The following is a 14579-nucleotide window of genomic DNA, read 5'->3' as shown; positions in this document are numbered from 1 at the left end:
CCGCGACCTCGTCCTCCGCCTAAAGCTTCTCCACCGGTGCGTACCGCAGGAGCAGCCGCTTCGGCTTGGTGTCGCCGAAGTCGATCGTCGCCTCGGTGTTGGCACCCGTGCCCTTCACGGCGACGACCGTGCCCAGGCCGAACTGGTCGTGGGTGACGCGGTCTCCGACGGCCAGGGAGACGACCGGCTTCTCGGTGGCACGTCGCGTCGCGAAGCCGGAGGCGCCCGCGGCGGACGAACGGGAACGGGAGGACGACAGGGAGGCAGCGATCCCCGAGGTCGGGCCGGTGGAACCCGGGGCCGCTGAGGCGCCCGTGCGCTTCCAGTCCAGGTGCGCCGCCGGGATCTCCTCCAGGAAGCGGGACGGCGGGTTGTACGAGGGCTGGCCCCAGGCACTGCGCAGGGTCGAGCGGGTCAGATAGAGCCGTTCCCGCGCGCGCGTGATGCCCACGTACGCCAGGCGCCGCTCCTCCTCCAGTTCCTTGGTCTGGCCGAGGGCGCGCATGTGCGGGAAGACACCGTCCTCCATGCCGGTGAGGAAGACGACCGGGAACTCCAGGCCCTTGGCGGTGTGGAGGGTCATCAGCGTGATGACGCCGGAGCCGTCCTCCTCCTCGTCCGGGATCTGGTCCGAGTCGGCGACCAGGGCGACCTGTTCCAGGAAGTCGGACAGGGCCACCGACTCGCCCTCGGCGCGCTCCTGCTCGAACTCCAGGGCCACGGCGGCGAGTTCCTGGAGGTTCTCGATGCGGGTCTCGTCCTGGGGGTCGGTCGAGGCCTGCAACTCGGCCAGGTAGCCGGTGCGTTCGAGGATCGCTTCCAGGACCGTCGCCGGGCCCGCACCCGAGTCCACGATCGTGCGCAGGTCCTCCATGAGCGTGTTGAAGCGTTTGACGGCGTTCGTGGAGCGCGCGGCCATGCCGTACGCCTCGTCCACACGCCGCAGCGCCTGCGGGAAGCTGATCTTCTCGCGCTGGGCGAGGGCGTCGATCATCGCTTCGGCGCGCTCGCCGATGCCGCGCTTGGGCACGTTCAGGATGCGGCGCAGCGGGACCGAGTCCTCCGGGTTGGCCAGCACCCTGAGGTAGGCGAGGACGTCCCGGACCTCCTTGCGCTCGTAGAAGCGGACGCCGCCGACGACCTTGTAGGGCAGGCCGACGCGGATGAAGACCTCTTCGAAGACACGGGACTGGGCGTTCGTGCGGTAGAAGACCGCGACATCCCCGGCCTTGGCCTCGCCCACGTCCGTCAGGCGGTCTATCTCGTCGGCGATGAACTGCGCCTCGTCGTGCTCCGTGTCCGCGACATAGCCGGTGATCTGGGCACCGGCTCCGGCATGCGTCCACAGGTTCTTGGGGCGGCGGGACTCGTTGCGCTCGATGACCGCGTTGGCGGCGGAGAGGATCGTCTGCGTGGAGCGGTAGTTCTGCTCCAGCAGGATCGTCGTCGCGTCCGGGTAGTCCTCCTCGAACTGGAGGATGTTGCGGATGGTCGCGCCGCGGAAGGCGTAGATGGACTGGTCGGCGTCACCCACGACGCACAGCTCGGCGGGCGGGACGTCGTACTCACCGGGCGGTACGTCGACGGGGTGCTCGGAGGTCCCGACGAGTTCCCGTACGAGTGCGTACTGGGCGTGGTTGGTGTCCTGGTACTCGTCGACGAGGACGTGCCGGAAGCGGCGGCGGTAGTGCTCGGCGACGTCCGGGAAGGCGCGGAGCAGATTGACCGTCGTCATGATCAGGTCGTCGAAGTCGAGTGCGTTGGCCTCGCGCAGCCGCGACTGGTACAGCGCGTACGCCTGGGCGAGGGTCTTCTCGAAGCCGTCGGCGGCCTGGGCGGCGAAGTCCTCCTCGTCGATCAGCTCGTTCTTCAGGTTCGAGATCTTGGCGCTGAACGACTTGGGCGGGAAACGCTTCGGGTCGAGGTCCAGGTCACGGCAGACGAGCGCCATCAGCCGCTTGCTGTCGGCAGCGTCGTAGATCGAGAAGGACGACGTGAAGCCGAGCTTCTTGCTCTCCCGCCGCAGAATCCGTACGCACGCGCTGTGGAAGGTCATCACCCACATCGCGTTCGCGCGCGGGCCGACGAGCTGCTCGACGCGCTCCTTCATCTCGCCCGCGGCCTTGTTGGTGAAGGTGATCGCGAGGATCTGGCCGGGGTGGACGTTCCGCTCGCCGAGCAGGTGCGCGATGCGGTGGGTGAGCACGCGGGTCTTGCCGGAGCCGGCGCCGGCCACGATGAGCAGGGGGGAGCCGGAGTGGACGACCGCCGCGCGCTGGTTCTCGTTCAGCCCCTCCAGGAGCGCGGCCGGGTCCACCGCGGGGCGTGGCTCGCCGTCGCGGTAGTAGGCGTCCCGGTCCGGCGGCGCGTCGAACCTGCCGCCGAACAGATCGTCCGGAATCGGCTCCGGTACGTGCTCGTCCTCGGGCGGCGGCGGAGGCTCTTCCTCATGGGCCCGCGGGGCCTTGAGGTCCGCCAGGAAGCTGTCATCGAAAAGGCTGCTCATCGCTCTCCGAGTCTAGGCCGCCCCACCGACACCGAGGGGCCACCCCGCAAACTCGGTCCGAGCGCGCGCTGCCGACGATCTTCAAGGGCTGGCCTCTCCCGGAATTATGACCGTCCGGGTTCACGCCGTATGACCGTCCGGGTCCACGCTGTCACCATCCGGGTTCACGCTGCCACCGTCCGCGGTCGCCAGGTGAAGACCCGACCCCTCCACCGCAACGGATCACCGCGGCCCCACCCCGGAACCGGCAGCACGGAATCACGACCGACCGCACCTTAAACCCCATAACAGGCGTATCGCATATGAGAGATCATGCATCCACAGATCACTCCGAATTCGTCACACGCGGCAGCCATGTTGACTAAGGTCACGAAAACGTATCGGGCATATCGCGCATCAACCTTCACAGGCGCCACACGAATTGGCTAGCGTTCTTGGTAGGCCGCTCGACCCAACCGGCGAACCTCGCCGGGCCGGGCGGCCTCCGCCGAGTCCGGCGCCCCTCGCGGAGCCGGAGCCGGGGACCCACCGACCTTGGGGTGAATCGGCCCACCTGCCGCACACGGCAAGGGCCGTAGGGCACACCTTCCAATGCACGCGCCCGAACCCGACAGCTAACTCGGTAGGCGGACAACGGAAGGAGCCGCCTTTCATGGCGCCGCACCGAAAGTCGCGTCCCGCCCGGACGCGCACAGGCATACGGACACCCGCCCTCGCGACGGCGGCGCTGACCTCGATGGCCCTGTTCTCCCAGACAGCGACCGCCGCACCCTCGACCGACGACAAGCCGAGCCTCGAAGAAGTCGAGAAGAAGGTCGGCGACCTCTACCGCCAGGCCGAGTCGGCGACCGACAAGTACAACGCGGCCGAGGAGAAGACGGCCAAGCAGAAGAAGCGCGTCGCCACGCTCCTCGACGATGTCGCCAAGCGCACGGAGAAGCTCAACGAGGCCCGGCAGCAGCTGGGCTCGTTCGCCGCCGCCCAGTACAGGACAGGCGCCGCGGCCCCGGGCACAGCAACGATGCTGCTGGCGGACAACCCGCAGGACTACTTCGACCAGACCCAGCTGATGGACCGCTTGACGGAACGTCAGAAGGAAGTGGTCGACGACTACGTCACCCAGCGGACCGAGACGGCTCAGAAGCGCCAGGAGGCCACCGAGGGCCTGGAGTCGCTCACCCAGTCGCAGTCCACGCTGAAGGCGAGCAAGGCGCAGGTCCAGGCGAAGCTCACCGAGGCCCGTCAACTGCTGGACAAGCTGACCGCCGAGGAGAAGGCCCGCCTCGCGGCGATCGAGAAGAAGAAGCAGGAGGAGGCCGAGCGCCGGGCTGAGGAGCTGGCGCGGCAGCAGGCGGCCGAGGCGGAGAAGAAGCGGCTGGCGGCCGAGGCGGAGAAACGGAAGCAGGAGGCGGCCCAGGAGCAGAGCGCCGGCAGCAGCTCCACCGTCGAGGCCCCGGCAGAGGACTCCACCTACGCCACGAAGGCCGCCAAGGTCATCGCGTTCGCCCGCGCGCAGATCGGCAAACCGTACGTCTGGGGCGCGACCGGCCCCGACTCGTACGACTGCTCCGGGCTCACCCAGGACGCCTGGAAGGCCGCCGGCGTCGACCTGCCGCGCACCACGTACGACCAGGTCAACGCAGGCAAGACCGTCTCAGTCGCCGACGCCAGGCCCGGCGACCTCGTCTTCTTCTACGACGACATCACCCACGTCGGGATCTACATCGGCAACGGCATGATGATCCACGCGCCCAAGCCGGGGACGTACGTCCGCGAGGAGTCGATCTTCTACGACGGCGAGTCGTCGATCCACAGCGTGGTGCGGCCGGCGTAACGGTCGCACCCTCCCGGCCCTGGCCGGCGCCCGACTCCTCGGTCGCCGGTCGGGGCCGGCGCGGTTCCCGGTCAGGTCCAGAGCACCGCGATGAAGATGTTCGCCGTGGTCAGGGCGCCCACCAGGCCGAACAGCCCCTTCTCCACCTGTTCCTCGTCGCGCTTCACGTAGACGAGCCCGAGGATCACGACCAGCAGGGCCAGCTTCACGCCGATCTTGACGTTGTTGACCGTCTGGTCGTCGGCCTGGTTGAGGCCGACCAGAACGGCACCGGTGATGAGCATCGTCAGCGCACCGTGCAGCATGGCGGGCACGAAACGGGCCGTCCCCTGCCCCATCGCCTTCATCTGGGTGAGAAAGCCGCCCAGAAGGGAGGCGATACCGATGATGTGCAGGGCGACGAAGAGATGGATGAGTATGTCCATGGAGCCGGAGCCTAGCCAGGGCCTCTTTCGCGGCTTGGCACCGGCCCCGGAAAGCCGCCGGTACTGGCTGCGGAAAGTCTCCGGTACTTGGTACGCCGCGCCGCCACCCCTGAAAACCCGGACCTTCACCGCATAGCAGGCCCTGCCACACACCAGACAACCCGCCGCATATATGCGCCCCATAGCACCGCCTCGCCGCCGGTTGCCCCCAAACCACCGCATTGATCATCGCTCTGCGTGAAGGCGGTGCCGCCAGGCAGGGATCACGGTCACATATGGTCACCATTGGTCCACTGGGGCCAGTTCCGTACATGGCGTCACCGAGCGGACACAGCCACATTTAGCGTCCTCCAGCAGGTGCCCGCTCCCCACCGCCGCCCGGGCCAGGGGCGGCAGTCGGGCACCTCCGCCGAGAGGTCCGGCGGCGGCCCGCTGCCCCTGTGCGGGCCGCCGCCGGACGCGCGACCGCCGACCCCCCACGGCGGCCGCGGCCGAAGAGGCCGTCTCGGTCGTAACGCGTCGTACGAAAGGACGTGACGTCCACTTGCCAGTGCACCGCAGGCCCAGACAGCGCCCCCTCAGCGGCACCACGGCCCGTACCGCCGTCACGATCGCCCTGGCGGGCGCGGCGAGCGCGACCGGCTTCGACGGCACCGGGCACGCCGAACCGCAGCCCACAGCGGCGCAGGCCAGGGCGAAGGTGAACAAGCTGTACGAGCAGGCGGAGGTCGCCACCGAGCAGTACAACGGCGCGAAGGAGGAGGCCGACAAGGCGCGGGAGCGGCTGGAGGACCTGCGGGACGAGGCGGCCCGCCGCGCTGAGGGGCTGAACTCCGCACGCGAGAAGCTGGGTTCGGTGGCGGCGGCGCAGTACCGCGGTGACGGCATCGACCCCGCGGTGCAACTCGCGCTGAGCGACGACCCGGACGCGTACCTGGACGGTGCGGCCTTCGCCGAACGGATCGGCAGCCGGCAGGCGTCGGACGTGGCGAACGTACGGAAGCAGTTGCGGGAGATCGAGCGACTGCGGGGTGCCGCGCGCATCGAACTGTCGCGGCTCTCGTCCCGGCAGGCAGACCTGAAGCGGCACAGGGGGACGATCACGGGAAGGCTGGGCGAGGCGAGACGTCTGCTGGCGCGGTTGCCGGAAGGCGCCCGGGCCGAGCTGGACGCGGCGGCGGGCGCGGGGCGCGCATCGCGGTCCGGTGCCTCGGCGCACGGCCTCGGACCGGTCCTGGCAGCCTCCTCCAGCGCCCAGGCACCCAGTTCACGGGCGGCCGCGGCCCTGTCGTACGCCTACGGCAAGCTCGGCAGCCCGTACGTGTGGGGCGCGACCGGTCCCGACGCCTTCGACTGCTCCGGGCTCACCCAGGCGGCCTACCGCGCGGCGGGGGTCTCACTGCCCCGGACGACGTACGCGCAGATCGGCGCCGGACAGCGCATCGCGCGCTCCCAGCTCCTGCCCGGTGACCTGGTGTTCTTCTACTCCGGGATCAGCCACGTGGGCATCTACGTGGGGAACGGGCAGATGATCCACGCACCCCGTCCGGGGACCCAGGTCCGGGTGGCGCCACTCGACGAGATGCCGTTCGCGGGCGCTACGCGGGTGGCGTGAGCCTCAGGGCGCTGCGGCGGAGGCCGCGTAGCCGAGGAAGAGGACCCGGCCGCCGCCTTGAGCTCGAACCCCGACCCGGACTCGAAGCCGGGCTCGGACTCACCCCTGGCTCCGCCATCGGCCCCGGGCTCGGGCTCGGGCTGGGGCTGGGGACTGGTGGCCGAGGGCTGGGGCTGGGGCTGGGGCTGGGGATCTCAGAACTGCCTCACACCAATCGTCGTGCCGTCGCCCACCTTGTCAGTTCGTGCCGGTTGGAGAGCTGCAACTTCCGCAGCACCGCCGAGACATGGGACTCCACCGTCTTGACGGAGATGTACAGCTGCTTGGCGATCTCCTTGTACGCATAGCCACGGGCGATGAGGCGGAGGACCTCACGCTCGCGCTGGGTGAGACGGTCCAGGTCCTCGTCGACGGGCGGGGCGTCCGTGGAGGCGAAGGCGTCGAGGACGAAGCCGGCCAGCCTCGGGGAGAACACCGCGTCGCCCTCCTGGACGCGGAAGATGGAGTCGACCAGATCCGTGCCGGTGATCGTCTTGGTGACGTACCCCCGGGCGCCACCCCGGATGACACCGATGACGTCCTCCGCCGCGTCCGAGACGGAGAGGGCCAGGAAGCGGACGGGCTGCTCGGCGTCCGACATCAACGCGGCGCACCGGCGCAGCACTTCGACCCCGCCCCCGCCCGGGAGGTGCACATCCAGGAGCACCACCTCGGGCCGTGTGGCCGAGATGACACTCACCGCCTGGTCGACGTCCGCCGCCTCCCCGACGACCTCGACACCGGTGCGCTCCGTCTCCCCGATCTCCGCCTGCACGCCCGTACGGAACATGCGGTGATCGTCGACCAGCACGACCCGGACCCGGCGTCCGGACGCCGAACCGCTCGCCACCGCCGAGGCGCTCGCCGCGTCCGAGTCCGTTGGGGCACCCGCCGTACCAGTAGGACCGGTGGGACCGGTGGGACCGGTGGGACCGGGACCGTTGGGACCGTTGGGACCGATGGGACCGATGGGACTGGTGGGACTGGTGAGACCCATGGGGCCGGTGACACCCGTGGGGCCGGTGGGGCCAGTGCCGGGAGCCGAACCGTCCTGCCCAATCGGACCGCTGGCCCCGTTCGCATCGCTCATGACGTCGTCTCCGCCCTCTCCATCTCCAGCTCGACCTCCGTGCCGCCGTCCGGTACGGCGCGTAGCCGCGCCGTACCGCCGTTGCGCTCCATGCGACCGATGATCGATTCTCTAACGCCCATGCGGTCGGCGGGTATCGAGTCGAGGTCGAAGCCTGGGCCCCGGTCACGCACGGACACGAAGACCGTCCCGCCCTCGACTTCGGCGAAGACCTGTACGGCGCCGCCCTCGCCACCGTACTTGGCGGCGTTCACCATCGCCTCGCGCGCAGCCTGCATCTGCGCGCCCAGGCGTTCGTCGAGCGGGCAGTCGCCGACGACCACGACCTCGATGGGGACGCCGTGCTTGTCCTCCACCTCGGCGGCGCTGCGCTTCACGGCCTCCGCGAGTGTGTCGGGCTCGTCGTCCTCGTCCTTGCCGGTGCCTTCCGGCTTGTAGAGCCAGTTGCGCAGGTCGCGCTCCTGGGCACGGGCGAGGCGGCGTACCTCGTTCGCGTTCTCCGCGTTGCGTTGTATCAGGGTCAGGGTGTGCAGCACCGAGTCATGGACGTGGGCCGCGACCTCCGCCCGCTCCTGGGCGCGGATGCGCATCAGCCGCTCCTCGGAGAGGTCCTGGGTCATGCGGACGAGGTACGGGCCGGCCAGCAGCGCTATCCCCACGAGGACCGCTAGCGCGGCCTGCAGGACCGACCCGAGGTGGGCGGCGGAGCCCTGCAGAACGAATATCCCGGAGACGCCCGCGGTGACGAGCAGCACACCGCCCACGGAACGGAGCAGCGTGAGCGTGCGCCGACGGCGGCCGACCTCGACCCAGCGGGCCCGCCGCGCGTTGTCCGCCTGGCGCCAGACCAGGGCGACACCGGCGGCAACCAGCACGGTCGGCCACAGATACGCCTTGGCCCCGTCGCCGAGGTTCACATTGCCGACGAAGACCATGGCCACGACGACCATGAGGAGCAAGGCGACGATCTGGCCCTTGTCCGGTCTGCGCGCCACGAGTTTTCGCCGGCCGTCCGGCGACGTCTCCGTGGAAACGGCGGGGGGCCGCTGGTTGTCGACACCGCCCACGCCGAGCGGGACGAAGAACCAGAACGCCGCGTACAGCAGCGCGCCGAGACCGTCGGCGAGGAACAGGCCGACGAACACGAGCCTCAGCCATGTCACGGGCAGCCCAAGATGCCCTGCGAGCCCCCGCGCCACGCCTCCGAGCCAGCGACCGTCGCTGCTGCGGTAGAGCTTGCGCGGGGGCCGCGGGACGTCGACTGGCACTGTTGCGGCTTCCGGCATGCCATTGATGTTCACACGCATGGCGGACCATGGCATCAGGGTCTACCCCGGAGACGCCCCTGATCTCCGACCGGCTCATGATCGAACAGTTCCCGGGGCCAATATCAGGGTTGGGCCAGGGTCATCCCGACTGCCGCGGGGCGGTCTCGGCAGCCACGATGGACACATGACAGATCAGCAGCACGCGGCACCGGAGCCGGGCCCCGGCTCGGACGCCCGGCGGACGGCCACCGAGCCGCAGGACGCCGTGCCCGCCCAGGACAAGGGCGGCACCGCGCCCGGACCGGGCCAGGGCAAGGAGCCGCGCGCGCACGGGGGCGCTCACACGCATGCGGGCGCAGTCGCGGGTGCGCACGCGGACGCAGGCACGCCCACGGATCAAGCAGGCCCATCTTGCGAACCACGTAACGAGCCAACGAGCGAACCGGCGGACGGGCCCCCCGACCGGAACGCGGTCGGGCCTGCGGGGCAGGCGAGGAACACGGATCAGTCATCCGGGGGCACCCCACCCACCCGGCCCACGGCTCAGGTCACCGCCGACGGCTCCATCACGCCCCCGGCTCCCACCGGGTTCCGCCGTGACCGACGGCACAAGATGCTGGCCGGGGTGTGCGCGGGGCTGGGGCGGCAGTGCGACATGGATCCGGTGATCTTCCGGATCGTGCTCACCGTCCTGTCGGTGAGCGGCGGCGCAGGCCTCATCTTCTACGGCTTCGTCTGGCTGTTCGTCCCGTACGACGACGAGGAGGAGAACGAGGTACGCAAGCTGCTGACCGGCCGTGTCGACGGCCAGGCCCTCGCGGCCGTGCTCTTCGCCCTGGTCGGCTGTGGCGTCTTCCTCACCATGCTGGGCAATGGCGGGGTGCTGACCTTCGCGGTGGTCCTCGCCCTGCTCCTCGCGGGCGCGGGCTACTGGTCGCAGCAGCGCAGCGCCCCGGACCCCGACCCGCTTGCCGCGCAGGCCGTCGCCGACGCCCCACCGGAGGCGCAGGCCCCGCCCGTCCCCATTTCCTACCCGTCCTGGTGGCGTGACCCGATCGTCAAGGACGGCAGGCACGTGGGCAGGACGGGCTATCTGTGGGGACCCTGGGATGCCCGGGACCGCGACGTCGCGGCGGCCATCAACATCGCCCGGGGGACGCCGTCCCGCCAGGACATACGTGCCGCCCAGACGCCCAAGCCGCGGGGGCCGCGCTGGATAGGCGCCTGGGTGTTCCTGCTCGCGCTGCTCGCCGGCGGTCTCGCTACCAGCCTGACGTGGGACGACCGCGCACTGGGGACGAGCCTGCAGGCAGGCCTGGCCTGCGCCCTCGCCGTGTACGGCCTGGGCATCGGGGTCAGCGCGTTCCTGGGACGTACGGGTGCGGGGTCGATCTTCCTCGCGGTGGTGACGGCAGGTCTGATGGTGTGCTCGGCGGCACTTCCGGCGGACATCAGCACCCATTGGATACGCACGACCTGGGCGCCGACCGCCGTGGCGGGCGTGCAGCCGACGTACACGCTGGGCAGCGGTGTGGGCACCTTGGACCTGACGCGCATGGACGTGCCGAAGGGCAGGACCGTGACGACCCGTGCGGAAGTGGGCGTGGGCAAGCTGGAGGTGGTGGTCCCCTCGGACGTCACGGCGCGTCTGACGATCGAAGTGGGCGTGGGAGACATCCAGTTGCCCGGGGAAAAGAAGGAGGACGTGGACGTGGCACCGGGCAAGGCGAAGCAGCTGACCCTCTCCGCCGAGAAGGGGGACACCGATGACGGGAAGTCCGGCGGCACGATCCGTGTCCACCTCCAGGTCGGCATGGGCCAGGCGGAGGTGACCCGTGCTGCGGCATGACGTTCAGCCCGGCAAGCTCGTCGCGGGCTTCTTCCTCACCCTCACCGCCGTCATCTACGCCGGAGACGCGGGCGGCGCCTGGGAAGCCCCTTGGTTCGTGGCCCTACCCCTGGTCACCGCAGGCCTCTGCCTGGCGGGCGCCACGGCGCTCCTGACGCACGCGATACGACGACGCCGATCGTCCCCGCGTACGGGGCACGCTCCCGGGAACAGGCAGCCGTCAGACGCCGGGGCGTCGGGCAGGACCGAGTAACGGCCCTTTCAGGCCCTGCCTCGCGGAGCAGCAGGGGCGCGCGGTGTCCACGCGGTCGAGGGCGAGATGCTCCCGGAGCGGAGCGGGAGAACCGCCCGGGCACACGTGCCGACCCGGCACAGGGTCGTCCCGGATCACGGGGCGCCCGGAGCACCCAGGCACCGCGCGCCGGCCGTGGGCGGTCAGTGACATGCGGCAGTGCGGCACGCAGCGGCACGGCTGTGCGCCAGTTCAGCAGCACGGCTGTGCGGCAGCTCAGCGATAGGCGCCCATACGTTGCCGTCGGCGGTTGCGGATGGCTGCGTCGATGGAGAGGACCGAGGCGCCGGCGAGAACGAGGGGGAGCCAGGCCATGAGGTAGGCGAGGTCGTTGCCGTAGTAGTAGGGGTCGGATGCCCAGCTGACGGTCAGCCACAGGCTGAGGGAGATCAGGGCGCCGCCGAAGGCCGCGAGGCGGGCGAGGAGGCCGACGAGGGTGCCGATACCGACGGCGAGTTCACCGAAGGCGATGGCGTAGCCGAAGCCCACGGGGTTCTTGAGGGCGAGATCGATGAGGGCGGGGATCGCCGAGGTGTCGCGGACCGCGCGCATCATGTCCCCGACCGAGCCGGAGCCGGCATCGGACAGGAAGGCACTGTCGGTGAGTTTGTCCAGGCCGGCGTAGATGAAGGTGACGCCGAGAAAAACCCTGAGGGGGAGCAGGGCGTAACGGGTGGCGGTGTCACGCCAGTCCCGGCCGCCATCGAAGTAGGGGGTCCGCGTGTCCGTACGAATACTGTGAGTCATGACTCTCCGCCGCCTCTCGCCGCCGTGCCGTTGACCCCTCAACAGACCATACGTACGAAAGGGGGGAGCCGCTCAATGAGCGCGCATCAGATTTCTGTGAAGATTCCCTTTGGGCTCGTTGCCTTTGGGCTCGTTGCCTTTGGGCTCGTTGCCCGGTTTCTCTCAGCGGGTTTCCGCACGGCTCGGTCGGCTCTGGCCCCGTACCGGCCAAACGACCCGAACCAGGCCCACGTGGCCCACGCCCAACACCTTGTCTGTCGACGGTCGGTCAACGGACCAGTCGGCCACTCGGGCAGTCGGTCACTCCATCGGTCGGCCAGTCAGCCGGCCAGCCAGTCGGTCAGCCAGTCAGTCGGTCACCTCGATCACGCACCGGTTCGTCTCCACCCCGGCGGCGGTCACCACCTGGACCTCCACTCGGCCGGGCTCCACGTCGGCGGGGACCGGCACGGTGAGGACGGCGTCCGTGGGGTTGCTGAAGCCCCCGACGACGGGTACGAGCGGGACGTGGACGTGGACGGCACCGATACGGACGACCATCCGGGAGAGGCGGTCGGCGGCCTGGGCGCCCGGCGGTACGAAGCCGGCACCGCGGATCTCGATGTCGTCGCCGGTGCGGATGGGCGCGTCGAGGTCCCCTGCCTCACGGGCTCGGACCACGGAGAGGATCACGGGGCGGCCGCCCTCCGCGTACTTGCCGGCGACGTACGTGGCCGCGGAGACCAGCACCAGCAGCGCCAGCCCCCAGGGGAGGTCGGGGAGTTGGTCGGGGCGGCGGGCCAGACGTACGAGCGCGAAGGCGAGGGCGACGGCGTTCACGACGACGTACTGGATGTCGGTGAAGCTGCCGCGGCCGGAGTCGTCGGTGAGAAGGTCGGAGGCGCGTGGGCGGTCGGCGCGGACCTTCTGCAGGCGCTGGCCGAGGACGCGCAGGCCCACCACCCGCCGGACCAGCACGGCGATACCGCACACCACGGCAAGAACAGTCACTACGCCCGCGCCCCGGGCGAGATCGAGCCCGGTGATCAGCGCGTCCCGCTTGCCGTGGTCCGAGGCGGCGGCGAGTTGTCCGACGAGCACCAGGACGGCGTACCCGGCGAGGAGCACCCAGCTCGCGGCCACGGCGCGGGAGGTGGACAGCCGGTTGTCCTCACCGATCACGGGGGCCAGAGCGCCGCCCTTCGTACGGTGCAGGTATCCGGCGCCCGTCACCGCCAAGCCCACCACCAGTGCGGCCAGCAGACCGGCCGTGCGCGCCGCCGTCCAGCCCGCTCCGATCGCGGTGAGTGCCTGGACCAGGAGCAGGAACAGGAAGGCGCCCCACACGACGTAGGCCGTGCGCAGCCACAGGCGGCTCAGCCATGCCTCGCCCTCCACTCGACCGCGTTCGGCGACGAGGGCGGCGGACTGGGTGAGTTCGTCGGAGACCCACTGACGGGACGCCGACGCGGAGTACGCGACCGCCGCGGGCAGTCCCTGGCCGGACGCGAACTCCTCGCGCATGAGCAGGAATTCAGCGACCGCGCGCCGGTGTCCCTCGCGTGCGCCGTGGGGGCAGTCCCCGCACGCGCAGCCGCCCTCATGGGCGCCCGCGCCCTGCCTCGCCTCCTGCACCGCCACGCCCGTGCCCGCCTTCCCCGCGCCGTTTCTCCTCCGCACGCCTGCGCCATGCGACAGCCGTACATCCGCCCTGTGATGACAGGGAATTCTGCCGTACGGAACAGGGCCTTCATCCGGCAGGTCTGGTCAGCGCGGGGTGAAGAGAGGAGAAGCGTGTTGACCAGGACGGCGACGCTCACATCAGCGCCCGTTCAGGAGTGTGGGGCTGTGAGATCCTGCGGCACCACCGGGCGGGCGCGAGCAACCACACCCACCCCGCACCACCCCACCGTCCTTTCTCGCCGGCCCTCCTCCCACGGAGCGCCCCGCTGCGAGAATCTCCCTATGGCCGAGATCATCCAGCGCGACGGGACCTGGGCCTTCGACGGCAGCACGGTCCGGATCACGCCGGGACTCCACCGCACCGTGCCGCTGTTCCGACAGACGTACGGGGAGATAGCGGTGCCCCTCGAAGCGGTGTCGGGCATCGTCTACGAACCCGAGCGCAAGCGCGGCCGGCTGCGGCTCAGGCTCCGCGAGGGCTGTGATCCGCTGCTCCAGGCGACTGGTGGGCGGCTCCCCGACGCGGCCGATCCCTACCGGCTGACGGTCGACATCGACCGCGCGGGCGTCGCCGAGTACGTGGCGGAGGAGGTACGCCAAGCCCTGCTGCTGGAGCAGACACCCAAGGAGCCCGCCAGGACCTATCTGCTGCCCGGCCCTCCGGTGCCGGTGTCCGTGCGGTCCAGTGACGGCACGGTGTCGTTCGACGGTACGCAGGTGCGGATCGACTGGAGCGACACCTCCGACCGGGTCAAGCGTGCGACGGGGCCGCGCATCCTCGCGATCGGTGACCTGGTACAGGTGGAGTGGCTGCCCAACACCGGGTACGAGGACGGGTTCATGCGGTTCGTGACGCGCGAGACGGTGTTCTCCAAGCTGCCGCCCGAGAAGGACCCGTACGCGCTCGATCTGTGGGGCAGTTCTCGTCGCGACCTGCTCACGGCCCTCGTCGCCACCGCGGTCACCGCCCGGCTCCCGCACCCGTCGACCCGCGCGATCGACGACGTGGAGCGCCCCCGGTTCGCCGCCGCGACCGCGTCCGCGGCTGACCATCACGACATCCTGCTGCGCAGGTTGCGGGAGTTGGGGGAACTGCACCGGGACGGGGTACTTACGGACGAGGAGTTCGCGATGACGAAGGCGGCCGTGCTACGGGGTTTCTAGGTGCCGCGCCAAGGGGTTGTGTCCAGGTGTAGTGCTACGGGGTTCCAAGGTGCCGGGCCCGTGCCGCGCCGTGTCGTGTCATGTCGTG

At 70.3% G+C, this 14579-nt stretch carries 12 protein-coding genes and 1 riboswitch; of the genes, 5 read left to right on the top strand and 7 right to left on the bottom strand.

Going from position 1 to position 14579, the window contains the following annotated elements; all coding sequences use genetic code 11:
* Nucleotides 1–19: 19 nt before the first annotated feature.
* Nucleotides 20–2506, bottom strand: coding sequence for a DNA helicase PcrA (gene pcrA, locus E0500_RS13775; protein ID WP_131564481.1), 2487 nt, complete (start codon nucleotides 2504–2506; stop codon nucleotides 20–22).
* Between the two features lie 475 nt (nucleotides 2507–2981).
* Nucleotides 2982–3151: riboswitch (cyclic di-AMP (ydaO/yuaA leader) on the top strand.
* 7 nt (nucleotides 3152–3158) lie between these two features.
* Here pcrA and E0500_RS13770 point away from each other — a divergent pair.
* A complete protein-coding gene (locus E0500_RS13770) occupies nucleotides 3159–4340 on the top strand; it encodes a C40 family peptidase (protein ID WP_131564483.1) in 1182 nt (393 codons plus the stop codon).
* A gap of 71 nt (nucleotides 4341–4411) precedes the next feature.
* On the opposite strand, the gene E0500_RS13765 is transcribed toward E0500_RS13770, so the two are convergent.
* Nucleotides 4412–4765, bottom strand: a complete 354-nt coding sequence (locus E0500_RS13765; protein WP_131564485.1) for a hypothetical protein — start codon at nucleotides 4763–4765, stop codon at nucleotides 4412–4414.
* Nucleotides 4766–5309: 544 nt separating this feature from the next.
* On the opposite strand from E0500_RS13765, the gene E0500_RS13760 reads away from it, so the two are divergent.
* The gene (locus E0500_RS13760; protein WP_131564487.1) at nucleotides 5310–6380 is read left to right on the top strand and encodes an NlpC/P60 family protein; all 1071 of its coding nucleotides are present in this window, start codon (nucleotides 5310–5312) and stop codon (nucleotides 6378–6380) included.
* Between the two features lie 205 nt (nucleotides 6381–6585).
* Here E0500_RS13760 and E0500_RS13755 read toward each other — a convergent pair whose 3' ends face one another.
* From E0500_RS13755 to E0500_RS44965, 3 genes are all read right to left on the bottom strand, one after another.
* Complete coding sequence (locus E0500_RS13755) at nucleotides 6586–7416, bottom strand: response regulator transcription factor (protein WP_309505052.1); 831 nt, start codon at nucleotides 7414–7416, stop codon at nucleotides 6586–6588.
* Nucleotides 7417–7505: 89 nt separating this feature from the next.
* Nucleotides 7506–8795 (bottom strand): ATP-binding protein, encoded by a 1290-nt coding sequence (locus tag E0500_RS13750; RefSeq protein ID WP_131570478.1) that lies wholly within the window; start codon nucleotides 8793–8795, stop codon nucleotides 7506–7508.
* Nucleotides 8796–8916: 121 nt separating this feature from the next.
* On the bottom strand, nucleotides 8917–9126 hold the full coding sequence (locus E0500_RS44965; RefSeq protein WP_309505253.1) for a hypothetical protein: 210 nt from the start codon (nucleotides 9124–9126) through the stop codon (nucleotides 8917–8919).
* On the opposite strand from E0500_RS44965, the gene E0500_RS13745 reads away from it, so the two are divergent.
* Nucleotides 9043–10626 (top strand): PspC domain-containing protein, encoded by a 1584-nt coding sequence (locus E0500_RS13745; RefSeq protein WP_399120197.1) that lies wholly within the window; start codon nucleotides 9043–9045, stop codon nucleotides 10624–10626. The genes E0500_RS44965 and E0500_RS13745 overlap by 84 nt on opposite strands.
* A complete protein-coding gene (locus E0500_RS13740; RefSeq protein ID WP_131570474.1) occupies nucleotides 10613–10879 on the top strand; it encodes a hypothetical protein in 267 nt (88 codons plus the stop codon). The genes E0500_RS13745 and E0500_RS13740 overlap by 14 nt, the downstream gene beginning before the upstream one ends.
* A gap of 255 nt (nucleotides 10880–11134) precedes the next feature.
* On the opposite strand, the gene E0500_RS13735 is transcribed toward E0500_RS13740, so the two are convergent.
* The gene (locus E0500_RS13735) at nucleotides 11135–11665 is read right to left on the bottom strand and encodes a DoxX family protein (RefSeq protein ID WP_131570472.1); all 531 of its coding nucleotides are present in this window, start codon (nucleotides 11663–11665) and stop codon (nucleotides 11135–11137) included.
* A gap of 348 nt (nucleotides 11666–12013) precedes the next feature.
* Nucleotides 12014–13285, bottom strand: a complete 1272-nt coding sequence (locus E0500_RS13730) for a hypothetical protein (RefSeq protein WP_131570480.1) — start codon at nucleotides 13283–13285, stop codon at nucleotides 12014–12016.
* 324 nt (nucleotides 13286–13609) lie between these two features.
* Between E0500_RS13730 and E0500_RS13725 the strand changes: the two genes are divergently transcribed.
* Nucleotides 13610–14491: a DUF4429 domain-containing protein gene (locus E0500_RS13725; protein WP_131570470.1), complete on the top strand. Its 882-nt coding sequence runs from the start codon at nucleotides 13610–13612 to the stop codon at nucleotides 14489–14491.
* Nucleotides 14492–14579 lie beyond the last annotated feature (88 nt).

It is taken from the genome of Streptomyces sp. KM273126 (assembly GCF_004337435.2).
In the GTDB taxonomy this organism is placed as follows: Bacteria; Actinomycetota; Actinomycetes; order Streptomycetales; family Streptomycetaceae; genus Streptomyces; species Streptomyces acidicola.
The sequence above is the reverse complement of the archived record's forward strand: the minus strand, read 5'-3'. Positions and strand labels throughout refer to the sequence as shown.